At 66.4% G+C, this 24869-nt stretch carries 22 protein-coding genes; 13 read left to right on the plus strand and 9 right to left on the minus strand.

All coding sequences use genetic code 11. The features are described from left to right. Positions 1–3: 3 nt before the first annotated feature. The 3 genes from NVV90_RS02170 (at position 4) to NVV90_RS02180 (ending at position 3708) form a co-directional block, all read left to right on the plus strand. Positions 4–588: a dihydrofolate reductase family protein gene (locus NVV90_RS02170; protein WP_258439560.1), complete on the plus strand. Its 585-nt coding sequence runs from the start codon at positions 4–6 to the stop codon at positions 586–588. A 107-nt stretch (positions 589–695) separates the two neighbouring features. Beyond that, positions 696–2069, plus strand: coding sequence for an MFS transporter (locus tag NVV90_RS02175; RefSeq protein WP_258439561.1), 1374 nt, complete (start codon positions 696–698; stop codon positions 2067–2069). Between the two features lie 241 nt (positions 2070–2310). Continuing rightward, entirely contained in the window at positions 2311–3708 is a 1398-nt protein-coding gene (locus NVV90_RS02180) for a TrkH family potassium uptake protein (protein ID WP_258439562.1), read from the plus strand. A 53-nt stretch (positions 3709–3761) separates the two neighbouring features. Here NVV90_RS02180 and NVV90_RS02185 read toward each other — a convergent pair whose 3' ends face one another. From NVV90_RS02185 to NVV90_RS02220, 8 genes are all read right to left on the minus strand, one after another. Next, positions 3762–4625, minus strand: a complete 864-nt coding sequence (locus tag NVV90_RS02185) for a LuxR C-terminal-related transcriptional regulator (protein ID WP_258439563.1) — start codon at positions 4623–4625, stop codon at positions 3762–3764. A gap of 71 nt (positions 4626–4696) precedes the next feature. After that, positions 4697–5206 (minus strand): MarR family winged helix-turn-helix transcriptional regulator, encoded by a 510-nt coding sequence (locus NVV90_RS02190; RefSeq protein ID WP_258439564.1) that lies wholly within the window; start codon positions 5204–5206, stop codon positions 4697–4699. Between the two features lie 24 nt (positions 5207–5230). Further along, a complete protein-coding gene (locus NVV90_RS02195) occupies positions 5231–6961 on the minus strand; it encodes an AMP-binding protein (RefSeq protein WP_258439565.1) in 1731 nt (576 codons plus the stop codon). Between the two features lie 189 nt (positions 6962–7150). Further along, complete coding sequence (locus NVV90_RS02200; protein WP_258439566.1) at positions 7151–7771, minus strand: PadR family transcriptional regulator; 621 nt, start codon at positions 7769–7771, stop codon at positions 7151–7153. Positions 7772–7868: 97 nt separating this feature from the next. Further along, entirely contained in the window at positions 7869–8891 is a 1023-nt protein-coding gene (locus NVV90_RS02205) for a glycosyltransferase family 4 protein (protein ID WP_258439567.1), read from the minus strand. A gap of 22 nt (positions 8892–8913) precedes the next feature. Beyond that, positions 8914–11067 carry a glycogen debranching N-terminal domain-containing protein gene (locus NVV90_RS02210; protein ID WP_258439568.1) on the minus strand — a complete coding sequence of 718 codons (2154 nt, stop codon included), beginning with the start codon at positions 11065–11067 and terminating at the stop codon, positions 8914–8916. 208 nt (positions 11068–11275) lie between these two features. Continuing rightward, entirely contained in the window at positions 11276–12097 is an 822-nt protein-coding gene (gene nadE / locus NVV90_RS02215) for an ammonia-dependent NAD(+) synthetase (RefSeq protein ID WP_258439569.1), read from the minus strand. Positions 12098–12201: 104 nt separating this feature from the next. Then, positions 12202–13245, minus strand: coding sequence for a LacI family DNA-binding transcriptional regulator (locus NVV90_RS02220; RefSeq protein WP_258439571.1), 1044 nt, complete (start codon positions 13243–13245; stop codon positions 12202–12204). A gap of 191 nt (positions 13246–13436) precedes the next feature. Between NVV90_RS02220 and NVV90_RS02225 the strand changes: the two genes are divergently transcribed. From NVV90_RS02225 to NVV90_RS02270, 10 genes are read left to right on the plus strand one after another with little or no spacing between them, the layout of a single operon-like run. After that, positions 13437–14795 carry an ABC transporter substrate-binding protein gene (locus NVV90_RS02225; protein WP_258439572.1) on the plus strand — a complete coding sequence of 453 codons (1359 nt, stop codon included), beginning with the start codon at positions 13437–13439 and terminating at the stop codon, positions 14793–14795. Between the two features lie 12 nt (positions 14796–14807). Beyond that, positions 14808–15869 carry a carbohydrate ABC transporter permease gene (locus tag NVV90_RS02230; protein ID WP_258439573.1) on the plus strand — a complete coding sequence of 354 codons (1062 nt, stop codon included), beginning with the start codon at positions 14808–14810 and terminating at the stop codon, positions 15867–15869. Beyond that, positions 15866–16801, plus strand: coding sequence for a carbohydrate ABC transporter permease (locus NVV90_RS02235; RefSeq protein WP_258439574.1), 936 nt, complete (start codon positions 15866–15868; stop codon positions 16799–16801). The genes NVV90_RS02230 and NVV90_RS02235 overlap by 4 nt, the downstream gene beginning before the upstream one ends. Before the next feature lie 2 nt (positions 16802–16803). Next, the gene (locus NVV90_RS02240; RefSeq protein WP_258439575.1) at positions 16804–17652 is read left to right on the plus strand and encodes a sugar phosphate isomerase/epimerase; all 849 of its coding nucleotides are present in this window, start codon (positions 16804–16806) and stop codon (positions 17650–17652) included. Next, the gene (locus NVV90_RS02245) at positions 17649–18845 is read left to right on the plus strand and encodes a Gfo/Idh/MocA family protein (RefSeq protein WP_258439576.1); all 1197 of its coding nucleotides are present in this window, start codon (positions 17649–17651) and stop codon (positions 18843–18845) included. Before NVV90_RS02240 ends, NVV90_RS02245 begins: the two co-directional genes overlap by 4 nt. Beyond that, positions 18842–19768 carry a sugar phosphate isomerase/epimerase gene (locus NVV90_RS02250; protein WP_258439577.1) on the plus strand — a complete coding sequence of 309 codons (927 nt, stop codon included), beginning with the start codon at positions 18842–18844 and terminating at the stop codon, positions 19766–19768. The genes NVV90_RS02245 and NVV90_RS02250 overlap by 4 nt, the downstream gene beginning before the upstream one ends. 3 nt (positions 19769–19771) lie before the next feature. Next, entirely contained in the window at positions 19772–21166 is a 1395-nt protein-coding gene (uxaC, locus tag NVV90_RS02255; protein ID WP_258439578.1) for a glucuronate isomerase, read from the plus strand. 38 nt (positions 21167–21204) lie between these two features. After that, positions 21205–22515, plus strand: coding sequence for a mannitol dehydrogenase family protein (locus tag NVV90_RS02260; RefSeq protein ID WP_258439579.1), 1311 nt, complete (start codon positions 21205–21207; stop codon positions 22513–22515). Between the two features lie 30 nt (positions 22516–22545). Next, complete coding sequence (gene manD, locus NVV90_RS02265) at positions 22546–23775, plus strand: D-mannonate dehydratase ManD (protein WP_258439580.1); 1230 nt, start codon at positions 22546–22548, stop codon at positions 23773–23775. Further along, complete coding sequence (locus tag NVV90_RS02270) at positions 23765–24310, plus strand: gluconokinase (RefSeq protein WP_258439581.1); 546 nt, start codon at positions 23765–23767, stop codon at positions 24308–24310. The genes manD and NVV90_RS02270 overlap by 11 nt, the downstream gene beginning before the upstream one ends. A gap of 51 nt (positions 24311–24361) precedes the next feature. On the opposite strand, the gene NVV90_RS02275 is transcribed toward NVV90_RS02270, so the two are convergent. Then, entirely contained in the window at positions 24362–24832 is a 471-nt protein-coding gene (locus tag NVV90_RS02275) for a hypothetical protein (protein WP_258439582.1), read from the minus strand. Between the last annotated feature and the right edge of the window lie 37 nt (positions 24833–24869).

The following is a 24869-nucleotide window of genomic DNA, read 5'->3' on the forward strand; positions in this document are numbered from 1 at the left end:
ACCATGGGACAACTGGTCGTTCAGCAATTCGTCACCGCCGATGGTTTCGCGGCCGACGCCAATAATGAGTTCAGGGCCTACGAGCTGCTCGACGGCGGTACGGACGAGTTCAGCCGCAGCCAGATTGAGTGGCTCAAGACGGTGGATGCCATGGTGCTGGGTGCCTCCACGTACAGGATGTTCGCGGAGTTCTGGCCAACTCCGGCCTCGGTGGATGACATCATCGCCCCCGCGTTGAACGGACTCCGCCGCTACGTGTTCTCGCGCCACCTCAACGCCGCACCGTGGGGCGACTACCCGCCGGCCACCATCGAATCCGGTGACGCCGTGCAGGCGATCCGCCGGATCAAGGCCGAAACGCCGGGCACCGTGGTGCTCTGGGGCAGCCTCACGCTGAGCGAGGCGTTCTTCGCGGCAGGGGAGGTGGACGGCGTGCGGCTAGTGGTGATGCCGGTGGCGATCGGCGCCGGGCGCGGGGCGTTCCCGCCCGGGCAGGACCCGGCCCTGCTGCGCCTGCTGAGCGCGAAAACCTACGACGCCGGCCTGGTGGAACTTGAGTACGCGGTGCGGTCCGGCCGTGGTGACTAGCTGACGCCCAGTACCTCTTTTTGGAGGTACTGGAGAATCTCCGCCCCTCGCTACGGTGAGGTGAATCACATTGTGAGACACCAGAGCGGACATCAAAGGAGATTCCCATGACCTCTGTTTCACCCGTTTCGCATGCATCACCCCACAGCCGCAAGACCCTCCGTAAGGTGGCGTTCGCCAGTGCGGCCGGCACCACCATCGAGTTCTACGACTTCTTCATCTACGGCACGGCGGCCGCACTGGTCTTCCCGGTGGTCTTCTTCCCGGCCCTGGGCGCGGCGGCCGGCACCGTGGCATCCTTCGGAACCTTCGCCGTCGCGTTCTTTGCACGGCCCGTGGGCGCCATCATCTTCGGCCACTTCGGCGACCGGATCGGCCGCAAGAAGACCCTCATCACCACCCTCCTCATGATGGGCATCGCCACGGTGGCCATCGGCCTGGTCCCGGATGCCAAGACCATCGGCGTCGCGGCACCCATCCTGCTGGTGGTCCTGCGCTTCGTCCAGGGCCTGGCTGTGGGCGGCGAATGGGCCGGCGCCACGCTGCTCACCGCCGAATACGCGCCCAAGGGCAAGCGCGGGCTCTTCGGATCCTTCCCGCAGATCGGCCCCTCCATCGCGTTCGCCCTAGCAAGCGCCACGTTCCTGATCACCAACCTCACGCTCGGCGACAAGTCCGAGGCCTTCATCACCATCGGCTGGCGCGTGCCCTTCATCCTCAGCGCTGTCCTGGTCCTGGTGGGCTTCTGGGTGCGGAGCAGCATCGAGGAAACGCCCGTGTTCAAGAACGCCCGGCAGCCCGTTGTCCGCAAGCTCCCCGTCCTGGAATCCATCAAGCGCCAGCCCAAGGAGATCCTGCTGGCCGGCGGTTCCTTGACGCTGCTGTTCGCGCTCTTCTACCTCGGCACCGCCTTCCTCACCAGCTACGCCGCCAGCCCCACGGGCATGAAGCTGGGCCGCGTGGAGGTCCTCAGCACGGGCATCGTCGCCTCGGTCTTCGTTGCCGCCGCCACCCTGGCCTCCGGCATCCTGTCCGACCGCTTCGGCCGCAAGAAGGTCATCGCCACCTCCTGCATCATCGCGGTGCCGTGGTCCCTGGTGCTCTTCCCCTTGCTGAGCACGGGCACTGTCCTGGCGTTCGGCGTCGGGCTGACCGTCACCCTGATGATCTTCGCGATCGCCTACGGCCCGGCCGGCGCGCTCCTGCCGGAACTGTTCGAGACCCGTTACCGCTACACGGGCGCCGGCATGGGCTACAACCTGGCCGGCGTGGTGGGCGGCGGCATCGTCCCGCTCCTCGCGGCACAGCTGGCCGCCAGCCCCGGAACGTGGGCCGTGGGCCTGCTGCTCGCCGGAATCGGCGTCTTCAGCATCCTCTGCACCCTCGCCCTCCCCAGCCGCGAGCACAACGACATGGAGGAAGCTTCCGCGGCGGCCTCCCTGAAGGAAAGCACGACGCCGGTGCGCGCCACGGCGTCATAGGGAACCGGACGCTGGACCCACAAAGCACAGGACTGAACGCAAAGAGGCGGGGCTGCACCGGCAGCCCCGCCTCTTTGCGTTCTTGAGCCAATTCGGCCACGGGCGCAAAGGTTTCGTTAAGACCCCTAACCCTGGCGGATTCCCGGTGTTACGCTGCGTGGTGCGCTTCGCGCCGGACCAATGTGGCCTGAAACTCGAACAGATGGGCATTGGAGTCCTCCCCATGAAAAAGGAACAGCTGATGCCGGAAACTGACCGAGTGGCCCTGCGGGACCGTGCCGCGCCCCGGCCGAAAAGGGAGAGCCGCCTGACCCGCGCACTCCTGCATCCTGTCCGCTCGGTGCCGCTCGCGTTCCTGGCCGTGATTATCCTGGGCGCCGGGCTGCTCATGCTTCCTGTGTCGCGTACCGGCAGTGACGGTGAGATCGTGATGCCTGCCCTGTTCACAGCAGTTTCGGCGGTCTGCGTCACCGGCCTGATCACCGTGGACACCGCGACGTTTTGGACGCCCTTCGGCCATGCGGTGATTCTCGTGCTCATTCAGCTCGGCGGATTCGGCATCATGACGCTGGCGACCCTCCTTGCCCTGCTCGTGCGGAAAAGCATCGGTCTCCGGGGCCAGCTCGTGGCGCAATCCGAAACCCACACTCTGAACTTCGGTGATGTCCGGTCGGTGCTGTTCCGGGTGGCCAGAATCATGGTGGCCATCGAGGCTGTCACCGCCCTGGCCCTGACGCTCCGCTTCTTGCTCGCCTATGACAACAACCCGGCCACGGCCCTCTGGCACGGGGTGTTTCACGCGGTTTCGGCCTTCAACAATGCCGGGTTCGCTCTCTACAGTGACAACCTGGTCGGCTTCGCCGAGGACCCCTGGATCATCATTCCGATCTGCGCGGCCGTGGTGGCCGGAGGGCTCGGCTTCCCCGTCATCATCCAACTCTTCAAGGGCGGCCTCAGATTCAAGGACTGGACCGTCCACCTGCGCCTGACCGTCTACGGCACCGTGTTCCTGCTGCTCGCGGGGTTCGCGTTCTTCGCCGCCTTCGAATGGAACCGGGAAGAGACCCTGGGCACGCTGAGCCTCGGCGGGAAGTTCCTGGGCTCGTTGGCGGGCACAGTCTTTCCCCGCACCGCCGGATTCAACAGCATCGACTACGGTGCCGCGTTGCCGGAAACGCTGATGTTCACCAACATCCTCATGTTCGTCGGCGGCGGCAGCGCCGGAACCGCCGGCGGCATCAAGATCACCACCTTCCTGGTGCTGGGGTTCGCGATCTGGAACGAAATCCGCGGCCGCGAGCAGGTCACCATCGCCCACCGCTCCATCAGCCCTTCCGTGCAGCGCCAGGCCCTCTCCGTCGCCCTGCTCGGCGTCGCCGCGGTGATCGGCGGAACGATGCTGTTGCTCATGGTCACCGACTACAGCCTCGAGAAAGTGCTGTTCGAGGCCATCTCCGCCTACGCCACCGTGGGCGTGAGCACGGGCATCACCTACAAGCTGCCGGCAAGCGCCGAATGGGTCCTGATGGCGCTGATGTTCACAGGCCGCATCGGGACCATCACCGTGGCATCGGCCATCGCCTTGGCCTCGCGGCCGCGGCTGTTCAACCTGCCCGAGGAACGGCCGATCATCGGGTAGTCCCTGCGCGCTCGTGTCCGCCAACGCCTGGACGACCGCCGGTCTCCCTGAAGCTACGGCAGCAGGCCCAGCTTCCTCGCCGCGGACACGGCTTCCATGCGGTTGTGGACGGACAGCTTGGCCATGGCGTTCTGCAGGTAGCTCTTGACCGTGACGGGCTTGAGGGCGAGCCGGGCTGCCGTCTCCTCGTAGGAGCAACCCAGGGCGAGCTGGGCCAGGACGTCGAGCTCCCGCGGCGTGAGCCGGACCAGCGACCTCACGGCGATGGGCGGAGCGGACGGAGCGGGCGCAAGGTGCCCGCCGATCCGCTCCAGCTGCGCCGCAAGCTCCGCATCCTCCACCCGGCTGGCCAGGGAGCGCAGATCGGCGTGGGCCTGGCGGACATGCTCCATCCAGGTGCTGTCGAACGACTGCTCCGGCTGCACCCGGGCCTCGGCCATCATGGCCAGGCGGCGGTCCACTTCGTCCCGGATGTCCATTTCCAGGGCGATGGCCGCCGCGGCGCCCATGGCCTCGTTCATGACCCGCTCGCCGAGCGGGGCCTCGCCGCGGGTGGCGATGTACAGCACGGAGCGCGTCTTGCCGCGGACCACCACGGGGGCCGCGGCCATGGACCTCAGCCGTTCGTGGCTGACGGCAAAGTCGTGCTCGTGCGTGATGGCGTCGGAGCCCACGTAGTCCTGGATCAGGAATGGCCGGCGCTGGCTCAGGACGCGCCCGCCCAGCCCCGATCCGGGCTCCACCCTGACCTTGTGCAGGCTGGCCGTGTCCGTGCCGAGGAACTCGGACAGGCGCAGGCCAACACCGTCCACCAGACCGCCAAAAAGGACGGCAGGGCGGAAGGCTGCGGACAGCGAGCGGAGCGAGGCGCGGAGGAGTTCGCGGTCGTCCGGGCGGGAATACTCGTTCTTCGTCATGAAGGACTTTCTGTGGGCCGCAAGCGTCCCCTGTGGCTGGCGGCGGGCCTGTCAATCGGATCGCGGCGCCGTCAGGCGTCGGTGAAGTCTCCGGCATCCCTGCGGAAGCTGCCCAGGATGCGGATGAGGTGCTCGACGTCGTCGTCCCCGAAGCCGGACTGGGCGAACACCTCGGCGTTGAGCGCCGTCGTCGCGCGTTTCGCGAGGGTGCGGCCCTCGGAGGTGAGCTCGATCAGCGTGGTGCGGCCGTCCGTGGGGTGCGGGGAGCGGACCACCAGGGCGGCCTTCTCCAAACGGTCGACGGCGTTGGTCACCGAGGTGGGGTGGACCTGCAGCAGCGCGCTGGCCTTGTTCATGGGCAGCGCGCCGCTGCGGGCGAAGCTGAGCAGCGCCAGGAGTTCGTACCGCGCGAACGTCAAGCCGAAGGGCTTCAGCACCGCCTCGATGCGTGCCAGCAGGATTTGCTGGGTGCGCATGATGGCGGTGATGGCGGCCATGGGCGCGGCAACATCGCCCCAGCCGTGCCTGTCCCAGTTGCGCTGGGCATCGGCAATGGGGTCGCGCGGAAGTGGGTTGCCCATGGTCCTCCTGACGTTGTTGGGTGTCTAGTCTCTCAGACCGGGGAAGTCCGACTCGGAATATTCGATGCCCAGCCCTTCCGGGATCGCTCCGCCGCCGTGCCGCATCTCCTCGCCGACCCGCAGTTCCACCCGCCGGATCTTGCCCGAGATGGTCTTGGGCAGCTCGCCGAACTCGATCCGGCGGATGCGCTTGAACGGCGCCAGGTGCTCCCGGCAGTACCGCAGGATGTCCTCAGCGAGCTCCGGTCCGGCCTGGTAGCCGCCGGCAAGGACCACAAAGGCCTTGGGCACCGAGAGCTTCACGGGATCCGGTGAAGGAACGACGGCGGCCTCCGCCACCGCGGGGTGTTCGATCAGCACGCTTTCGAGTTCGAAGGGGGAGAGCCGGTAGTCCGAGGACTTGAAGACGTCGTCGCCGCGGCCCACATAGGTGATCACGCCGTCGGCGTCCCTGCTGGCCATGTCGCCCGTGTGGTAGTAACCGTTGCCGAACGCCTCGGCGGTCTTGACGGGATCGCCGAAGTACCCCGCCATGAGCCCCACGGGGTGCTTGTCCAGGCGCAGGCAGAGCTCGCCGTCGTTGCTCTCATCCCCGGTGGCGGGGTCCACCAGGACCACGTCGTAGCCGGGCAGCGGGCGTCCCATGGAACCGATCTTGACCGGCTGGCCGGGGGTGTTGGCGATCTGGACCGTGGACTCCGTCTGGCCGAAGCCGTCCCGGATGGTCACGCCCCAGGCCTTCTCCACCTGGCCGATGACCTCCGCGTTGAGGGGCTCGCCTGCGGAGACCGCCTTCCGCGGAGGGGTCTTCAGGAGCGTCAGATCCGCTTGGATCAGCATCCGCCACACCGTGGGCGGGGCGCAGAAGCTGGTGACACCCTCCCGGTCCATCTGCGCCATGAGGGCGGCGGCGTCGAAGCGTTCGTAGTTGTAGATGAAGACGCAGGCCTCGGCAATCCACGGCGTGAACACATTGGACCAGGCATGCTTGGCCCAGCCTGGGGAGGCCACGTTCAGGTGGACGTCGCCCGGTTCCAGGCCGATCCAGTACATCGTGGACAGGTGGCCCACCGGGTACGAGGTGTGGGTGTGTTCCACGAGCTTGGCGCGGGACGTGGTGCCGGAGGTGAAGTAGAGCAGGAGCGTATCGTCGGCGCGGCTGGGCGCATCGGGGGTGAAGTCCGTCTTGGACCAGGCCGAATCGGCGTACTCCAGCGCGCCCTCGGTGCGGCTGCCGCCGTCGCCCACTTCAATGACGGTGAAGCGGCCCGGAACGTCGGCAAATTTGCCGATGTTGGCGCTACCCACGGCCACCCAGCGGGCATTGCCGCGCTCCACCCGGTCCTCGAGGTCGCGCGGGCCCATGAGCGTGGTGGTGGGGATCATGACCAGGCCCAGCTTGATGCCGGCGAGCATGAGCTCCCACAGTTCGATCTGGTTGCCGAGCATGATGATCATGTGGTCGCCGCGGTGCACACCCTGGCTGCTCAACCAGTTGGCCACCTGCGAGGACCGAGCAGAGAGCTCCGCGTAGCTGCGGCGGGTGGCGCTGCCGTCCTGCTCCACGATGACCAGGGCGGGTCTGCTGCCCCGCTGCGGGTCGGCCGCAATCTGGTCGAACCAGTCGAAGGCGAAGTTGAACTCCTCGAAGCGAGGCCATTCGAACTCGCTGTGGGCCTGCTGGTAGTTCTCACGGAGCTCAAGAAGCCTGTCGCGGGCCGCCCGGAATTCCTCTGTGACTGTAGTGACTGCCATGGTCCGCCTTTCGCCTTTGTGGACAGGACACCTTCGGCCTAGTGATCCACATCACCTTGCAATATACTAGGACATCCAAGTGGTTGGAAGGGCTTGCGGCTTGGTGAATCGCCCGGGCACGCACCCCCGACGGCGGAGGCTCCGGGCAGGAGCCTCCGCCACGTCACGGTCAAGGGTGTGGGCCGGGTGCTAGTCGGCCAGGATGAGGTAGAGCGCGCGCCGGGTTTCGTCCAGCTTTTCAATCGCTGCCTGGCGCTGCTCCTCGGAAGCCGCCACTCGGAATTGGTGGATAACCCCCATCAGTTTGCCAACACTCTGGTGGAAGGCGGGCCCGGTTCCGTCGGAGTCGCTGTTCCAGGCGTTGGCGAGCTCTTCTTCATGCTCGGCAATGTAGGCGCGGCCGCTTTCGGTGAGGGTGAACTCCGTGCCCCGGCCTTCGCCTACAGCGGTGATGAGTTCTTCATCAACCAACTGCTGCAGCGTGGGGTAGACGGACCCGGGACTCGGGCGCCAGGCACCGGACGTCTTTTCGGCGATGGTCTTGATGAGCCCGTAGCCGTTCGAGGGTGCCTCGGCAAGCAGCGAAAGAATGGCTGAGCGGACGTCGCCCCTGCTGGCGCGGCGCGAACCGCCCGGGCCGAAACCCCTGGGGCCAAATCCGCCCGGCCCGAATCCGCCGGGGCCGAAGCCGCGCGGCCCGAAGCCTCCGCCGCCGTGGCCGTGGGGGCCTCGGCGGCCCTTGCTGCGTTCGAAGCGGCCCCTTCCGTGGCTGTGTTCCGGGAATGCGTTGTCTTCGTGGATGCCTTTCATGACAGCATCTTCCTTTCGGTGAGATATGTCGCCGAAGGTGTATCGGCGATAGTTAACGATATATCGGTAACTATCGCCCGTCAATGACTCGCCGGCTTCAACGCCCTTCGGCGAGCACCTCGTCAAACAGCTCGGCATGCCGGCGGGCCATGAGCTCCGCACTGAAGCGGGATTCGACGGCGGCCCGGCAGCTTTGCCGCCCGAGCCCGGCCGCCCGCTGCAGGGCCAGGGCCAGTTCCTCGGTGCCGGATCCCAGGAAGCCCGTCACGCCGTCGTCGATGATTTCCGGTGCGGCGCCGCGCGGGGTGGCCACCACGGGGGTGCCGCTGGCCAGGGCCTCGATCATGACCAGGCCGAAGGGCTCGTCCCACTGCAGCGGATTGAGCAGGGCCACGGCGCCGCCCAGAAGGGCGAATTTTCCCGCCGAGTCCACCTCGCCCAGGAACTCCTCGTTGGCTCCCAGTAAGGGTTCGACGGCGGAGTGGAAGTAGTCCAGCTCCTCCCGTTCGCTCATCTTCGCGGCGATCTTCAGCCTGATTCCTGCCCGGCGCGCCACCTCGATGGCTTCCACCACGCCCTTGGCCGGCGCTATCCGGCCAAGGAAGCAGGCATAGCCGCCCGTGCCGGCGCCCACTGGGATGGCGGAGGTGTCGAGGCCGTGGTGGATGACCCGGCGGATCCGCACCCCGGGGGCGGTGTCGGCCTGGTGCTGCGAGATGGCAAGCAGCGACACGTCGCGGCTGATGGCCTCGTAGACCGGGCGGAGCGCAGCCGTGATGGCGGAATGGATGGTGCAGACCACGGGGATGTCCGCGGGGCGGTGCCGGTACAGGGGGCCGGCGAGGGTGTGGTCATGGATGATGTCGACGTCGGAAAGTTCCCGGTACGCGCGGACCACGTGGGGGAGTTCGGCGTTTGTGTGTCCCATCTCGGAACGCTGTGCGGGGGCGAAACCGCCAAGGCGCTCCACGGGGCACGTGCTGTCCGAAGGTGCCGCCAGCAGCACCGTGTGCCCGGCGGCCTGCAGCGAAACCGCCAGGGCGTGGATGGCCGTCTCCGTCCCGCCATACCCGGTGGGCGGGATGGGAAGCCACGGCGGAGCAATCAGTCCTATCCGCATGAGGTTTGCTCCTGACCTGTGCTCAGCTGCTGTGGTCCAGCTTGTCGGCCAGCTCCACCAGGTCGGCGAGCGGTGGACGCACCCCGCGGTGGTACGTCATGCCGGCCGAAAGCCCCTCGATGGTGGCCTCGCTGCCCTTGGCGTCGATGGTGATCCGGTCGGTGCCGAGGGGGCAGTTGCCCAGATGGACCCTGCCGAGCGACTCGGGCAGGACGGGATCCACCCAGAGGCCGTTCAGGGACACATGGGGGTCATAGCGCAGCAGCATGCGCAGCAGCTGCACGGGCGTGGTGGCGGCCCACGCCTGCGGCGAGCACGACGTCGGGTACGGCACCGGTTCGGGGAACTCGCTGCGGTCGAAGCCACAGAACAGCTCCGGCAGCCGGTGGTCGGTGAAGTCCGCAGCCTCCAGGAGCGCCAGGGCGATCCGCTGCGCCTCCGCCACGAAGCCGTACCTCATGAGTCCCGTGGCAATCAGCGCATTGTCGTGCGGCCACACCGAGCCGTTGTGGTAACTGGCCGGGTTGTAGGCGCCCATGTCCGAGGCCAAGGTCCGGACGCCCCAGCCGGTGAACATCTCCGGCGACATCAGCCGCTCCGCCACCTGGGGCGCCTTGTCCGCGTCGATGATGCCGCTCATGAGGCAGTGCCCCATGTTGGAGGCGCAGGCGTCCACGGGTTTCTTGTCCCGGTCCAGGGCGATCGCGTAGTAGCCCCGCTCCGGGAGCCAGAACTGCTCGTTGAACTGCTTTTTCAGCCGGGCAGCGCTGTCGCGCAGCTCGGACGCCAAAGCCAGCTCGCCGGCGTCGTACGCCATCCACGCCCGCGAAAGGTACGCGCTGTACACGTAGCCCTGCACCTCGCAGAGCGCGATGGGAGGTTCCGCCAGGCGCCCGTCCGCGAAGTTGATGCCGTCCCAGGAATCCTTCCAGCCTTGGTTGAGCAGGCCCTGGTTGTTGAGCCGCTGGTACTCCACGAAGCCGTCGCCGTCCCGGTCCCCATAGTCCCGGATCCAGTCCAGGGCCCGGTCCGCATGGGGCAGCAGCGCCGCAACCTCGTCGGCGGCCAGGCCCCAGCGGCTGACTTCGCCCAGCAGCGCCACGAACAACGGCGTGGCGTCGATGCTGCCGTAGTAGGCGGACTGGCCGCCCAGCGCCAGCCCCGTGCCCACGCCCAGGCGCACCTCGTGCAGGATCCGGCCGGGTTGCTCCTCGGTCAGCAGGTCCACCACGGTGCCCTGCCGGTCCGCCAGGTTCCGCAGCGTATCCAGCGCCAGCGTGGGATCCAGGGGGAGGGCCATGTAGGAGGAAAGGATCGAGTCGCGGCCAAAGAGGGCCATGAACCACGGTGCCCCGGCCGCGACGACGGTCCGGTCCGGCCGCTCCGGGTCTTCGATCTGCAGCGCCCCGATGTCCTCATGGCTGCGCAGCAGGGTCCGCGCGAAGGACACATTGTCGATCTGCGGGGTGGGGATCTTCCGGAGCCACTCCTGGCGCCGGATTTCCGCCGGCGATCCGCTGCTGCGCTCGCGGTGGAACGCGGCCGGGATGGAGGCGCCCTCCAACAACGGCGACACCGTGACCCTGGTGCTCCACCCGCCATGGGGCGGCACCACGGTGCGGTAGCCGATGCCCTCGTAGGTGACCGTGGCGCCCGGAGCCTGGATCACCACGCGCTTCAGCACGCCCCGCCAGCGGCCCTCGATGGTGAGCGAATCGCCGTCGGGCCGGCGCGTCTGCTCCCAGATGCGGACAATCCGGGCGTCCTTGACCTCAAACAGGTCCGCGAAATCTGCGTCCATGGCCAGCTCGACGCTGCACACGGCGGGCTCGCGGGAGTGGTTCCGCACCGTGATTTCCTCCACGATGCCCGTGCCCACCTCGCGGTTGCGTTCCACCACCAGGGGGCCGTCCGCGTGCCCGGCCACCCGGCCCGGGCGGCCGATGAAGAGCGCCCTGTACGGCTCCATGGTGCGCGCGGCCAGCGGTTCCAGCGTGACGTCGTTGATGGTCAGCCGCCAGCGGGAAATGATGCGCGTGTCCGCGTGGAACACGCCATGGGGGCGGTCAGAGTACATATCGCCCGCCAGGCCTGAGATTGAGAAATTCGACCCGTCCACCAAGGTCACCGTCGCGGCCAGCGGGCCGGCCGTAGTGTCAGCATTCCATCCGGCCATCGCTGGCTCCTTCAAGGAGAATCCGCTGCGTTGCCCTATGACCCTACGCCCTGCGCCCCGGCGGGCGCCAGAGTCTGTGGGGCTCGACGCGCGTGGCGGGCGCCGTCGCGGGCCACATCGACACGGACACGCCGGCTCCCTGCCGCGGATCCGCCGTCGAGGGCTTGAAAGCAGCCCACGACGGCGGGAGCTCCGGTTCCCGGGGCGGCTACTTCCACCAGGTGTCGAAGATGGTGACCGGAACGGTGCGCTTGTGGCGGGTGCGCAGGTACTTCTGCTCGATGATCTCGGCAACCTCGACGGGGACGTCGCGGCCCTCGAGGTAGTCGTCGATCTGGTCGTAGCTGATGCCGAGCTCGTCCTCGTCGGTGCGGCCGGGCTTGCCGTCCAGCAGGTCCGCCGTGGGGACCTTTTCCCACACGCGTGCCGGGGCGCCCAGCTCGACGAGCAGTTCGCGGTTCTGGCGCTTGTTCAGGCCGAACAGCGGCAGGATGTCCGCGCCGCCGTCGCCGAACTTGGTGAAGAAGCCCGTGACGGATTCCGCGCCGTGGTCCGTTCCGACCACGAGGTAGTTGTGCTCCCCGGCCAGGGCGTACTGGGCGATCATGCGTGCCCGCGCCTTGGTGTTGCCCTTGTGGAAGTCGGAGATCGGGGCACCGGTGGTCTTCTCGAACTCGTCCTCGAAGCCGTCCACGGCCTGCGAGATGTTGTAGCTCCACTCGGTCTTGGCCTTGATGAAGTCCAGGGCGGCCTGGGCGTCGTCCTCGTCATGCTGCTCGCCGTACGGGAGCCGGACGGCCACGAAGTTGGCTTCGACGCCCTCCGCTTCGAGTTCCTCGACTGCCAGCTGTGCCAGCCTGCCTGCCAATGAGGAGTCGAGTCCGCCGGAGATGCCCAGCACGAAGCCCTTGGTGTGGGTGGCCTTGAGGTAGTCCTTCAGGAAGGTGACGCGTTTGCGGACCTCCTCGACGGGGGTGATCCGGGGCTGTACGCCCATTTCGGCAATGATCGTGGCCTGGAGTTCGCGCATAGCACCACACTAGTCAGCGGCGTCCGCGCCCCTCAACTGTGTCGGCACCCAAGTAACCCGCAGTAGTGGTTGTTCTGAGGGCCCAGAACAACCACGATTGCCAGTCAGTTGGGCAACGCCGGGTTGGGTGAGGCCGGGGCCGGGCCCGTGGAGGAGCGGACGGTCAAGTGCGTGGGCATGACTGCCAGACGGCGGCTGGAGGCGGCGTGCAGCGGATCCAGCTGGGCCAGCAGCATGGACACTGCCACACGTCCGGCCTGTTCGATCGGCGAGGCGATGGTGGTCAACGGCGGGTTGCAGAAGTCGGCGCCGAAGATGTCGTCGCAGCCCACGATGCTCATGTCCTCGGGGACGCGGATGCCGCGTTCGCGGAGCCGCTGGAGCATGCCGATGGCCAGGAGGTCGTTGAACACGATGCAGGCAGTGGCTCCCGTGCGGGCTGCGGCGTCGGCGGCCGCTGCACCGGAGGTGGTCTTGGGTGTGAAGGGACCCACGCGCGAGGTGGTCAGCCCGCGTTCGCGGCTCTCGTCTTCAAAGGTCTTCCACCGCTTTGCATTGGACCATGATGAGGCCGGGCCGCCGACGTAGCAGATCTGTGAATGACCCAGCGAAGTCAGGTGCTCCAGGGCCTGGACCACAGCGCCGGGGGTGTCGATCATGACGGTGGGCGCGTTGGCGGAGGACCTGTTGATCGTGACGATTGCCTGTGATGACGCGGCTTCGAGTATTTGCGCGTCGGTCAGGCGGGACGCCGCCAGGATGAAGCCGTCGGCCGTCCGCTGCATCTTGCGGAGTGTGTCTGCTTCCATCTCGGCGGATTCCTCGGTATCCACCAGCAGCTGCGTGTATCCGGCTGCTTTGAGTTGGTTCTGGGTGCCCCGGATGATGTCGAAGTAGAACGGGTTGGTCACGTCGGGGACCAGGAGGGCGATGGCGTTGGTGCGTCCCGAACTCAGTCCCCGCGCCTGCGAACTTGGCACGTATTGCAATTCGGCGGCTGCCTGCTCGATCCGCTCGCGCGTCACACGGTTCACCCTGCCCGGATTCGACAGCGCCCTGGACACGGTTGATGTTGCCACCCCGGCGAGTTCTGCAACGTCGCGGATCGTCGGTGGAGCACCTGCCGCACGGGTCTTTGCATCTGCCATGGTGACGGACCTTCCTTGACGTAGGAGCCTGGCCGCCGGAGGTGGGGCGAGAGTCCTCTTGTGAGGTAATTGCAGCACTTTTGGCAATTTTTGGCAACCGCTTGCCACGACATTTGCCGTTCCATAGACTCGACACCGAAGCCCCTGTGACGCACGCCACCACCTGCGGGCTGGGTATCCAAGGAGGAACAATGAAGTTTGCACCATCAGCAAAGCTGGCCGCCGTCGCCGTTACTGCCGCGTTGGCTTTGACTGCCTGTGGGGGAAGCAGCAGCGATTCCGGAAGCGCGGGAGGCGCCGTGGACGGCGCCGGCAAGAAGCTGAGTGTCCTGACCAGCGTCAATAACCAATACCCTGAACAGCAAAAGGCATGGTTCAAGGACATCTCCGCGAAGTTCAAGGCCCAGACCGGCGCCGACGTTGAATTCGAAACTTTCGCGTCAGCCAATGATGAACTGACGCGAATCCAAACGTCCGTGGTGTCCGGCCAGGGCCCGGACGTCTACAGCCTGGGCACCACGTTTACGCCGACGGCCTACGCAACCAAGGCCTTCGTTACTCTGTCCGAAGATGACTGGAAGAAGGTGGGTGGCAAGGACCGCTTCAACCCGGCAGCCCTGGGCATCTCCGGCCCGGATGCTGACCACATGGCAGGTATCCCGTTCGTCAGCCGCCCGTTCGTCATGGCGTACAACAAGGACTTGCTGGCCGCAGCAGGCATCGAGAAGCCGGCCACCACGTGGGACGAACTTGCCGAACAGGCCAAGAAACTGACCAACACGGGCGCTGGCACTTACGGCCTGGCCACCGGATACAAGGACAACTTCGACCCGTGGAAGTTCGTCTGGGCCATGTCCATCCAGGCCGGAAATCCGCTGGTGGACGGCAAGAACCTTAAGCTGGACGATCCCGCCGTCAAGAAGGCCTACGAGACCTACTTCGGCTGGCTCACGAAAGACAAAGTCGTCGATCCCGCCGCTATCGGGTGGAGCAACAGCAACGCCGTTGCCGCCTTCGCGTCCGGCAAGGCCGGCTATCTGATGATGACGACGTCCGGCTCCGTGCCGACGCTGGACAAGTCCGCCGTCGCGGGCAAGTACGCGTACGCCACCATGCCCACCACGGCTCCGGGCGAAACCGCACCCAAGGGGGACGGCGCCAAGGCCGCGAGCATCCTGTCCGGCGACAACGTCGTGGTAGCCGATTACTCGAAGCAGAAGGACCTGGCCTTCGCGTACATCAAGCTCATCACGTCCAAGGACGAGCAGTTGAACTACCAGAAGATCTTCGGCGACCTGCCTGCCAACGCCGAGGCCCTGGCATCGTTGACGGACGCCAAGCTTCAGCCGATCGCCGACACCGCGGGCAAGTCCAAGGCGACCCCCTTCACCGGAGCCTGGGGCGACATCCAGCTTGCGCTCCTGAACGTCACAGTCCAGTCCATTCCGGATTTGGCCAACGGTTCCGTGGACGATGCAGCCTTGCAGGCCCGCCTCAAGGACGCACAGTCCAAGGGACAGGCATCACTCGACCGGGCATCGAAGTCCTAGGCAGGGACCATCATGTCCACTAATTCCTTCAGGGAAATGAGCGCCGTGACCGGCCCCGCCGCGGATTCGCAGCCGGCCCGGTCCGGCCCCGCAGCCCACATGCCCGACGGCAGTACGTCACCGGGCGCGGGTACACCCGCCACCGGGCCCCAGGGTCCTTCGAAAAAGACGGCCCGCAGGAAGGGCCTCAGCGAACGGAACCGTCCCCTGTGGATGCTGATCCCCGGTGGACTGCTGATGCTGGTCATCATCGTGGTGCCGCTGTTCCTCGGCATCTACATGTCCGCGCTCAACCTGGACCAGTACACGCTCCGCAAATGGATCAGCGCCCCGTTCATCGGCGTCGAGAACTTCATTGAGGCGCTGACCGACTCGCCGCTGCTCCACTCGGTCTGGCTCAGCGTCAGCTACTCGCTGATCGCCATGGTGGTCACCGTGCCGCTGGGCATTGCGGCAGCCGTCGCGACGCAGAACTCCTTCAAGGGCCGGGCAGTGATCCGTTCGATCTTCCTGATCCCTTACGTACTGCCGTCGTTCGTTGTCGCCACCGTGTGGCGCACGATGTTCCAGCCGGATGGCGTGGTGGATTCGGCCCTGGGCGGCTTCGGCATTGACGCCGGGCTGTGGCTCAACGGGCCGCAAACCTACTGGACGCTCATCCTGGTACAGATCTGGGCCTCTTGGCCGTTTATTTACCTGCTGGCCCTTTCCGGCCTGCAGTCTGTGGACCATGAGGTGCACGAAGCTTCGGCCCTGGACGGGGCGCTGTGGTGGAACAAGCTTAGGTACGTTGTCTTCCCGTATCTCAAGGGCCCGCTCTCCTTGGCGTTCTTGATCGGCATGCTGCACCACATCAACAACTTCACGCTCCCGTTCGTGCTGTTCGGCGTACCGGCCCCGGCCGACGTCGAAGTCCTGCCGATCCTGACCTACGTGACCAGCTTCCAGAGCTTCCGTTTCGGCCTCAGTGCGGCCATGGCCTTCGTGTCCCTGGTCCTGATTGCCATTCCGCTCTTCATCTACCTGCGCGCCGTCAAGCTGGACGACGCCGAGACGCCCGGAGGAAAGAAATGAGCGCATCAGCCACCACCGTCCGCCGTACGTCCGTCCGGGGCACGGCTGGATCAGGGTTCCGGCCTGGTTCCAAGCGGCAGCATGAGGTCACCCGTCTGCTCCCGGGTCCGATGCTGGCAATCATCCTCACGGTCCTCTGTGCGATCGTCCTGATCCCCATCGCCTACATCTTCCTGGCCTCGGTGAACTCGGACATCGGCGTGGCCAACGGGGAATTCTGGCCGTCGACGTTCTCGCTGGAGAACTACACCAAGATCTGGTCCAGTGTTGGCCTGGCCAAGGGCCTTGCCAACAGCGTGCTCGTAGCCGGTGCCACGGCCATAGTGTCCGCGGCGATGTCCGTGTCCATCGCCTACGTCTTGGTCCGGTACCAGTTCCGCGGACGCCTGAGCATCCTGCGCGGCCTGCTGGCACTGCAGTCGGTTCCCGGCACGCTCATGGTCCTGCCGGTGTTCGTCCTCTTCTCGTCCGCCGCGAGCTACCTGGGCATCCAGGTCATCGGGACGCAGTGGGGCCTCTTCATCACCTACCTGACGTTCGCCATGCCGTTCTCAACCTGGGTGATGGTCACGTACCTCCGGGGCTTGCCGCGCGAACTCGAGGAAGCCGCGAGAATCGACGGCGCCAGCAACCTCGGCGTCCTGGTCCGCATCATCCTGCCGCTGAGCTGGCCGGGAATCGTGGTCTCCGGGATCTTCGCCTTCCTGCTCGGCTGGAACGACGTCCTGTTCGCCTCGGTCATGACCCGGCCGGACAGCCAGACGGCTGCGGTTGCCCTGCAAATCTTCGGGGCGTCCCAGGAAGGCGGTGCCATCCCGCTGTACGGGCAGATGATGGCGGCCTCGCTGGTCTGCGCGGCGCCTGTGGTCATCCTGTACCTGATTTTCCAACGATATCTAGTGGGCGGCCTGACCGCCGGAGGAGTCAAATAGCAATGACCGGTTCAGCAACAGTTGAGTGGACGCTTTCGGGCTTCGGAGACGAGATCGACGACGACCCCGTACAGCAGATCGCCGTGCTCCAGGCCCTGGGCGCGAACCACATTGAGGTCCGCAGCGCGTGGGGAACCAACATCGTGGACCTCGATGCCGGCCAGTTGGCGGCACTCAAAGCCCTCCTTGACGCAGCAGGCATGGGCGTGTCCGCCATCGCTTCGCCCATCGGCAAGGTGGACGTCTCGCTGCCGGTGGAGCACGAAGTGGAACGGTTGCGGCGCGCCGCCAACGCAGCCCATGTCCTCGGTGCCCGTTACATCCGGATCTTCTCCTTCTACTACGGCGAAGGGGTGGCCGTGGAGAGCATCCGCGACGACGTCGTCGAGCGGATGCGGGCGCTCGCGGCCGTGGCCGAGGAGAGCGATGTGGTGCTGCTGCATGAGAACGAAAAGGACATCTTCGGGGACACCCCGGACCGCGTCCTGGACATCATCGAGGCCGTGGCATCCCCGGCCTTGAAGGTGGCCTGGGATCCGGCCAACTTCGTGCAGGTGGGCGTCAAGCCGTTCGACGAAGGCTATGCCAAGCTCCGTCCCCACCTCGAGTACCTGCAGGTCAAGGACGCGCGGTTCGCCGACGGCGTCGTGGTTCCTGCCGGCGAGGGCGACGGCGATCTGCTGCGCACCGTGGAGGCCTTGAAGGCCGATGGCTTCGCGGGCTTCGCAAGCCTCGAACCGCATCTGGCCGGGGCGCATGGCCTGGGCGGCTTTTCAGGACCGACGGCGTTCGGCATTGCGGCCCGTGCCTTTGCCAAAGTCGTGAACGAAGCAGGAGTGGGAACCAAATGAGCATCGAAACACAGGCAACCGTCCTCAAGGTGGCCATCGCCGGCTGCGGCGTCATAGGCCGTACGCACGCCACCGCCGTCGGCGAACTTCCCGAACTGCACGTCACGGCGCTCGTGGACGAAATAGCGGAGGCTGCCGAGGCCCTCGCGCAATTCATCGAGGACGGCGGCGCGGCCCGCCCGGCAACGTTCCGCACCTTGGGTGAAGCGATGGCCGGTGCCGACGTCGATCTTGTCATCATTGCCACGCCCAGCGGCCTGCATATCCAGCAAGCCCTGGAAGTGCTCGACGCCGGAAAGCACGTCGTCATCGAAAAGCCCCTTGACGTGAACCTGGACCGCGCGGACGAGATCCTCGCTGCGGCCAATGCCGCAGCAGCGAAGGGACTCGTTGCGAGTGTCATCAGCCAGCACCGCTTCGATCCCGCCAGCATCGTGGTGGACGAGGCCCGCCGTGCGGGCCGTTTCGGCCGCCTGACGTCGGCCATCGCGTCCGTCAGCTGGTGGCGCAGCCAGGGCTACTACGACTCCGGCGCGTGGCGTGGCACGTGGGCCATGGATGGCGGAGGAGCCGTGATGAACCAGGGCGTCCACACCGTGGACCTGTTGCTGTGGTTCCTGGGGCGTCCCCTTGAGATCAGCGCCAAGACGGCGCTTCTGGCTCACTCCGGTGTGGAGGTCGAGGACACCGCCGTCGCCACGGTGACGTTCGAGTCCGGCGCGCTGGCCGTGCTGCACGCCACCACGGGGGCCTACCCGGGACTGACGGTCAGGTTGCAGGTCATGGGCAGCCAAGGTTCCGCCGTGATCGACAACGACAACCTTGAATACTTCCACGCCGCCGGTTCGGACGCGGAGACCGAAAGCGGAGCAATGGGCCTTCTGGGCGGGGGCAACCAGGCTGACGCGGAGCTTGCCAGGTTCTCGGAACCGCCGGTCCGGACCACCCTGGATCCGACCGTGTACCCCGCCGGCCACATCCGCCAGTACCGCGATGTGGTGGATGCCATCCGGAACGGCCGCCCCGCCGGAGTCACGGTCCAGGACGCCGTCACGGCACTGGCCACGGTCCGCGCAATCTATGTATCCGCAACGCTGGGCCGGCCGGTGCTGGTTGACGACGTGTTGGCCGGCAAATACAACAGCGTCGAAGTACGCACCGGCAACGGCCACTTTGAGGAGGTCACGGCATGAAGTTCTCGGTTTTCACGGCCTCGACGCCGGAGTGGACTCCCCAGGAAGCCGCCACCGAGCTTGCCGCCCAGGGCTGGGACGGCATTGAATGGCGCGTCACGGACCAGGCCGATGCTCCCGAGCCAGGCTTCTGGGCAGGCAACAAGGCCACGTGGCCCATGACTGGCCTTGAGGACTCGCTTCCGGAGATCGCCCGGATTACGTCCGAAGCCGGGCTGGAGTACTCCGGCCTGGGCGGCTACGCGCGCTGTGACAACCACGACGGCGTGGAGCGCGTTCTCGCGGCAACGGCCGCCTTGGGTGCCCGCCAAGTCAGGGTCAACGTCCTGCCGCTGGGGAATTCGACCATGGGCGGCCAGGAACCGAGCGGCCTGGCCTACCCGGAGCTTTTCGCGGCAACCCGGGAACACTACGAATGGGTGGCCGGGCGAGCCGCACACCATGGAGTCAAGGCGCTCGTCGAGCTGCACCACGGCACCGTGACGGCCTCGGCGTCGTCGGCCCGCCGCCTTCTTGAAGGCCTGGACCCACAGCACGTGGGGGTCATCCACGATCTTGGCAACCTGCTGATCGAAGGCTGGGAGTCTCCGCTGCCGGCGCTCGAGCTGTTGGGCCCCTACCTGGCACACGTCCACGTGAAGAACGCCCGCTGGGTCCGCACCGATGAGCGTGACGAGGCCGGCGCCGCTGTGTGGGTCAACGAGTGGGCGCCGCTCGCCGAAGGGCAAGGGAGCGTCCTGGCTTACTTCAGGGCGCTTGCCGAGGTGGGTTACGACGAATGGGTGACCGTGGAGGACTTCTCCACGGAACTGCCTCTGGCCGCGCGCACAGCGGGCAACCTGGAGTTCCTGCGCCGCACCGCGGAAAAGGCCGGGCTGACCGTCAACGGAAGCCTGCACGCTGACACACTTTCGAAAGGCTGATCCATGTCCCAGTCGATTGCCACCCATCCAGACCGGCTTCTGCCTGCTGATCCCGGCACCCGTGGCATCGCGCGCTCGCTGCTGGAACGGATACAGGACCTGCCCATCATCTCCCCGCATGGCCACGTGGATGCCGCAGTCATCGAGCAAAACACTCCGTTCCCGGATCCTGCCGCCCTGCTGGTTACACCGGACCACTACGTCACGCGCCTCATTCACGCGTCCGGCGTACCGCTTGAACGACTCCAGCCAAGCACCGGGCCGCGCGAGGTCTGGCGGACCTTCTGCCAGTCGTGGCCTCTTTTCGACGGCACAGCCTCCGGCTACTGGTTGCGGACGCAGTTCGACACCGTCTTTGGCCTGCAAGGGGAACTGAGTGCGGACACCGCCGACGCCAGCTTCGACGCGATCTCCGCAAAGCTCTCCGAGCCCGGCTTCCGGCCCCGCGAGCTGTTCAAGGACTTCAACATCGAGGTCCTTGCCACCACGGATGATCCGCTGGACAACCTCGCGAGCCACCGGGCGCTCGCAGATGATCCGTCTTTCCACGGCCGGGTCCTGCCGACCTTCCGCCCGGATGCGTACATCAATATCGCCCACCCGGCGTGGGCGGCCAACGTTGAGCAGCTGATCGCTGAGGCGTCCGACGGCGGCACGGGCTACAGCGGTTACATCTCCGCGCTGGAGGCCCGCCGCCGTTACTTCGTGGAGCACGGTGCCGTCTCCGCGGACCACGGTGTCCGTACGCCCGCGACGCTCAAACTCGATCCTTTCGAGGCCGGGGCGTTGTTCGAGAAGGCGCGCTTAGGCCAAGCCACGTCGCAGGACCGGGACGTTTTTGAGGCCCACATGATGTACCAGATGGCCAGGATGTCCGTGGAAGACGGCCTGGTCATGACCATCCACCCCGGTTCCTTCCGAAACCACCACCAGCCCACGTTCGAGGCCTTCGGAGCAGATACCGGCCACGACATCCCCGTCGCCGTGAACTACACGGAGGCCATCCGTCCGCTGCTGCAGGACTTCGGCACGGCGAAGGACTTTCACCTGGTGCTGTTCACCCTGGACGAGACTGTCTTCTCGCGGGAACTCGCACCTTTGGCTGGCTTCTACCCTTCCGTGTACCTGGGTGCGCCGTGGTGGTTCCTGGACGCGCCCGATGCCATGCTCCGCTTCCGTTCCGCTGTCACGGAGACCGCCGGTTTCTCGCGCTCCTCGGGCTTCATCGACGACACCCGGGCCTTCTGCTCCATCCCTGCGCGGCACGACGCTTCACGCAGGATCGAAGCCTCGTTCCTGGCAAGGCTCGTAGCCGAGCACCGCATCAGCGAGGAACGCGCGCACGAGCTGATTGTCGACGTCGTCGATGCTTCCCCGAGAAGGGTCTTCAAACTGTGAACAGCTCCGATTCGTTGCCCCGGCTCGGCAGGAGCGGGATGGTCGGGGACAAGCCTCCGGTCCGCATCGTGCATCTTGGCCTGGGCGCGTTCCACCGCTCCCACCAGGCGTGGTACACCCAGCATGCAGGCGACGCAGCGGAGTGGGGGATCGCCGCTTTCACGGGCCGGCGCCCCGACGCCGCCGAGGTCCTGGCTGCGCAGGACGGCGTCTACACGCTGGTGGAACGGTCAGGCAGCGGCGATTCCTTCGAAGTCATCGGCAGCATTGTGGAGGCCGTTGATGGTGCCGACGCCGGACGGTTGGCGGAGCTTGTGGCCGCTCCGTCCACGGCGATCGTCACGCTCACCATCACGGAGGCCGCGTACGCGGCCGACTTTAGCGCTGCGGCTGTTGGCGCTCAACCGTCGACGCCGTTGGCACGCTTGGTGACCGCGCTCGCCGCCCGCAGGGATGCCGACGCCGGTCCACTCGCCGTCGTGAGTTGCGACAACCTTGCGGACAACGGTGCCGTGGCCCGCCGTGCGGTGGGCGCGCTTGCGGAGGCGCTGGAGCCGGCCCTGGCCGCCTGGATCGACGCCAACGTCAGCTTCGTCAGCACCTCCGTGGACCGGATTACGCCGCGCACCACGGAGGCAGACGTCCACGCCGTTGCCGCAGCGTGCGGCTACCGTGACGCGGCGCCCGTGGTGACCGAGCCCTTCCATAACTGGATCCTCAGCGGCGACTTCCCTGCTGGCCGCCCGCGCTGGGAAGACGCCGGCGCCATGTTCGTGGACGAGATCGAACCGTACGAGAACCGCAAGCTGTGGCTTCTCAATGGCGCCCACTCGCTCCTCGCCTACGCCGGGCAGCTGCGCGGGCATTCGACTGTGGCCGAGGGGCTGGGGGATCCCCAGTGCCGCCAGGCAGTGGAGGAGTTCTGGGACGAGGCCGCAGCGCACCTGCACGGCCCCGATCTGCGCATCCCCGAGTACCGTGCCGCGCTCCTGGAGCGCTTCGGCAATTCCCGGATCGCGCATCACCTGGCCCAGATCGCCATGGACGGCAGCACCAAGCTGCGCATGCGGGCTTTGCCCGTCCTGGCCGCACAGCGTGCCGCCGGACGGAGCGGCGATGGTGCTGCGCGGATGATCGCGGCGTGGATCGCGTACTTGTCCTCCACCGCAGAATTTCAGGACCCCCTGGCGGACCACATCAGGCAGGCAAAAGCGCTCGACGGCGATCAGCGTACGGCTGCGCTGTTGGCGCTGCTCAGCCCTGAACTGGCCACCGACCCTGCGTTTGTCTCGCAGATTCACCGGCTGCAGGGCCCACTCGGCGCCATGGCTGCTCCGGCCGCCCACTAACTCCCATACCCTCCGGAAGGAACCGAATCCATGAAAATCGTTGCCGCTGAAGTCTTCGTGACCAGCCCCACCCGCAACTTCGTCACGCTCCGCGTCGTCACCGATGAGGGCGTTGTCGGCATCGGCGACGCCACGCTGAACGGCCGCGAGCTCGCCGTTGCAGCGTACCTCAAGGAACACGTCGCCCAGCTGCTCATCGGCAAGGACCCGCATCGGATCGAGGACACCTGGCAGTTCCTCTACCGCAGCTCGTACTGGCGCCGCGGGCCGGTCACCATGGCCGCCATCGCCGCCGTGGACATGGCCCTGTGGGACATCAAGGGCAAGGTAGCCAACATGCCGGTCTACCAGCTCCTGGGCGGCGCCTCCCGCAATGGCCTGCGTGCCTACGGCCACGCCTCCGGCGCGGACATCCCTTCGCTCTTCGATTCGGTCCGCGAGCACCTGGAACTGGGCTACAAGTCCATCCGCATCCAGACCGCCATCCCCGGCATCAAGGCCGTCTACGGTGTTGCGGCCCAGGCCCAGGCCTCCGGCGAACGCTACGACTACGAGCCCGCCGGCCGCGGCGCCTTCCCGCAGGAAGAGGACTGGGACACCCGAGCCTACCTGCGCCACCTGCCCACCGTCTTCGAAGCCGTGCGCAACGAGTTCGGCCCGGAAATCCCGCTGCTGCACGATGGCCACCACCGCATGACACCCATCCAGGCCGCCAAGCTCGGCAAGGCCCTGGAACCGTACGACCTCTTCTGGCTCGAGGACTGCACCCCGGCCGAAAACCAGGAAGCCCTGCGCCTGGTCCGCCAGCACACCACCACCCCGCTGGCCATCGGCGAAATCTTCAACACGGTCTTCGACTACCAGACCATCATCAAGGAACAGCTGATCGACTACGTGCGCGCAGCCTCCACCCACTTCGGCGGCATTTCCCCGCTGAAGAAGGTCATGGACTTCGCCGCCCAGTACCAGATCAAGTCCGGCTTCCACGGCCCCACCGACATCTCGCCGATCGGTTTCGCCGCCCAGCTGCACGTGGGCCTGGCCATCCACAACTATGGCATCCAGGAATACATGCAGCACTCGGACAAGACCAACGAGGTCTTCGAACAGTCCATGACCTTCAAGGACGGCTACCTGCACCCGGGCGACAAGCCCGGCATCGGCGTCGAGTTCAACGTGGAAGCAGCCAATGCGTTCCCGTACCAGCAGGCCTACCTGCCCTACAACCGCCTGGTGGACGGCACCGTCCATGACTGGTGATCTGAACACCGTCCATGCCCCTCTCCACATCGTGGTGATGGGCGTGGCCGGTTGCGGGAAGAGCACCGTCGGTGCGGCCCTTGCCGAAAGCATCGGCGCGGAATTCCTCGACGGCGATTCGCTCCACCCGCAGGCGAACATCGACAAGATGGCCTCCGGAACGCCGCTGAACGACCGCGACCGCGCACCGTGGTTGGCCGAAATCGGCAGCCGGTTCGCCGCGTCGGACACTGGCTTGGTCATCGCGTGCAGCGCCCTCAAGCGCTCCTACCGCGACATCATCCGCAGCGGGGACGTCTCAGTGATGTTCGTGCACCTGCACGGCACCAAGGAACTCCTGGCCGAACGCATGAACGCGCGCCCGGACCACTTCATGCCGGCGTCGCTGCTGGATTCCCAGTTGTCCACGCTGGAAGCCCTGCAGGCGGACGAATCCGGCGTCGTCGCAGACATCGCCAACGCGGTGGAGACAATCGTGGATGACGTGAACGCAAGCTTCACGGGATCCAGGAGGACGCACGGACATGCCCGATAGGCCCACAAGGCGGTAGTGGGCGTTTCTGTGTCGCGTGCCGTCGTCGTGAATTCAGAAGCGGATATGGACGGTGAAGCTGTCCTCGGGACGGCCCGTATGGCGCGCGGCAACCTGGCGGGACGCTGCAGGAATGTCGATGAAGCTGCGCGCTGTGGCCGTCAATTCCGGGTAGTCATCGAAAGCCAGGGTCAAGCGGCCGTCACTGGCGTGCTGAATGTGCACGGTGATGACCGTTTTGGGTTCCTTGGGCGGAATCCCAGCGGTGGTGAGGGAGTAGTAGGGGGTGGTTCTGCCCCGTTCGCCGGCGGGAACATTGGCCCGGATGGTCCCGTCCTCTTCAAGTTCGGCGAGGCGGACCTTGACGGTGTCCTTGCAGGCCGGGACGCCGTCAGTGATGTCTGAAACCTTGCTGGCGCCGTGGTCTGCCAGGTAGGCGATGATGCGGGACTTAGTGAGCTGGATTCGGTTTTGCGCCGACTTGGTGGCGGTCGGGGCGGTGGTGTTGATGGAAGTCGTAGTCATGGCTGTGTCCAAGCGATCGACTTGTTCGTCATCATTT

The sequence above is a fragment of the Arthrobacter sp. CJ23 genome, assembly GCF_024741795.1.
GTDB lineage: Bacteria > Actinomycetota > Actinomycetes > Actinomycetales > Micrococcaceae > Arthrobacter.

Coding starts and splice junctions, on each gene's coding strand:
- NVV90_RS02175 (WP_258439561.1), top strand. CDS start 696: ATGACCTCTGTTTCACCCGTTTCGCATGCATCACCCCACAGCCGCAAG.
- NVV90_RS02260 (WP_258439579.1), top strand. CDS start 21,205: ATGGTCGGGGACAAGCCTCCGGTCCGCATCGTGCATCTTGGCCTGGGC.
- NVV90_RS02200 (WP_258439566.1), bottom strand. CDS start 7,771: ATGAAAGGCATCCACGAAGACAACGCATTCCCGGAACACAGCCACGGA.
- nadE (WP_258439569.1), bottom strand. CDS start 12,097: ATGCGCGAACTCCAGGCCACGATCATTGCCGAAATGGGCGTACAGCCC.
- manD (WP_258439580.1), top strand. CDS start 22,546: ATGAAAATCGTTGCCGCTGAAGTCTTCGTGACCAGCCCCACCCGCAAC.
- NVV90_RS02235 (WP_258439574.1), top strand. CDS start 15,866: ATGAGCGCATCAGCCACCACCGTCCGCCGTACGTCCGTCCGGGGCACG.
- NVV90_RS02240 (WP_258439575.1), top strand. CDS start 16,804: ATGACCGGTTCAGCAACAGTTGAGTGGACGCTTTCGGGCTTCGGAGAC.
- uxaC (WP_258439578.1), top strand. CDS start 19,772: ATGTCCCAGTCGATTGCCACCCATCCAGACCGGCTTCTGCCTGCTGAT.
- NVV90_RS02185 (WP_258439563.1), bottom strand. CDS start 4,625: ATGACGAAGAACGAGTATTCCCGCCCGGACGACCGCGAACTCCTCCGC.
- NVV90_RS02190 (WP_258439564.1), bottom strand. CDS start 5,206: ATGGGCAACCCACTTCCGCGCGACCCCATTGCCGATGCCCAGCGCAAC.
- NVV90_RS02170 (WP_258439560.1), top strand. CDS start 4: ATGGGACAACTGGTCGTTCAGCAATTCGTCACCGCCGATGGTTTCGCG.
- NVV90_RS02195 (WP_258439565.1), bottom strand. CDS start 6,961: ATGGCAGTCACTACAGTCACAGAGGAATTCCGGGCGGCCCGCGACAGG.
- NVV90_RS02230 (WP_258439573.1), top strand. CDS start 14,808: ATGTCCACTAATTCCTTCAGGGAAATGAGCGCCGTGACCGGCCCCGCC.
- NVV90_RS02270 (WP_258439581.1), top strand. CDS start 23,765: ATGACTGGTGATCTGAACACCGTCCATGCCCCTCTCCACATCGTGGTG.
- NVV90_RS02220 (WP_258439571.1), bottom strand. CDS start 13,245: ATGGCAGATGCAAAGACCCGTGCGGCAGGTGCTCCACCGACGATCCGC.
- NVV90_RS02245 (WP_258439576.1), top strand. CDS start 17,649: ATGAGCATCGAAACACAGGCAACCGTCCTCAAGGTGGCCATCGCCGGC.
- NVV90_RS02205 (WP_258439567.1), bottom strand. CDS start 8,891: ATGCGGATAGGACTGATTGCTCCGCCGTGGCTTCCCATCCCGCCCACC.
- NVV90_RS02275 (WP_258439582.1), bottom strand. CDS start 24,832: ATGACTACGACTTCCATCAACACCACCGCCCCGACCGCCACCAAGTCG.
- NVV90_RS02225 (WP_258439572.1), top strand. CDS start 13,437: ATGAAGTTTGCACCATCAGCAAAGCTGGCCGCCGTCGCCGTTACTGCC.
- NVV90_RS02250 (WP_258439577.1), top strand. CDS start 18,842: ATGAAGTTCTCGGTTTTCACGGCCTCGACGCCGGAGTGGACTCCCCAG.
- NVV90_RS02210 (WP_258439568.1), bottom strand. CDS start 11,067: ATGGCCGGATGGAATGCTGACACTACGGCCGGCCCGCTGGCCGCGACG.
- NVV90_RS02180 (WP_258439562.1), top strand. CDS start 2,311: ATGCCGGAAACTGACCGAGTGGCCCTGCGGGACCGTGCCGCGCCCCGG.